Here is a 276-nt window from a genome sequence, read left to right as displayed (position 1 = left end):
GAGGAAGCCGCCCGCGCCGAACGCCAGGTTGTTCTTCGCGGCATAGCCGGCCTCGACCGCGATCGTCTCCGTCGTGCGGACGTTGGTCAGCGACAATTGGGTGTTCGCCTCCATCTTCTTGCTCTTCAGCCCGCCGAGCAGACCGCCGACGCGGCCGCCGACCAGCCCGCCGATGCCGCCGGCGATGCCGCTGCCGCTGACGTTGCTGTTGGCACCGGCGATCTCCGCGACGAGGACATAGTCCGCCGCCTTGATCTGGCCCTGACCGACGTTCGC

1 pseudogene is annotated in these 276 nt (G+C 68.8%); it reads right to left on the bottom strand.

The window, feature by feature from the left end:
• Positions 1-276 (bottom strand): annotated as a pseudogene (locus AC0IYH_RS31430) (hypothetical protein); the annotation flags it as partial.

The sequence above is a fragment of the Pseudomonas sp. AC463 genome (genome assembly GCF_979253585.1).
The sequence above is the reverse complement of the archived record's forward strand: the minus strand, read 5'-3'. Positions and strand labels throughout refer to the sequence as shown.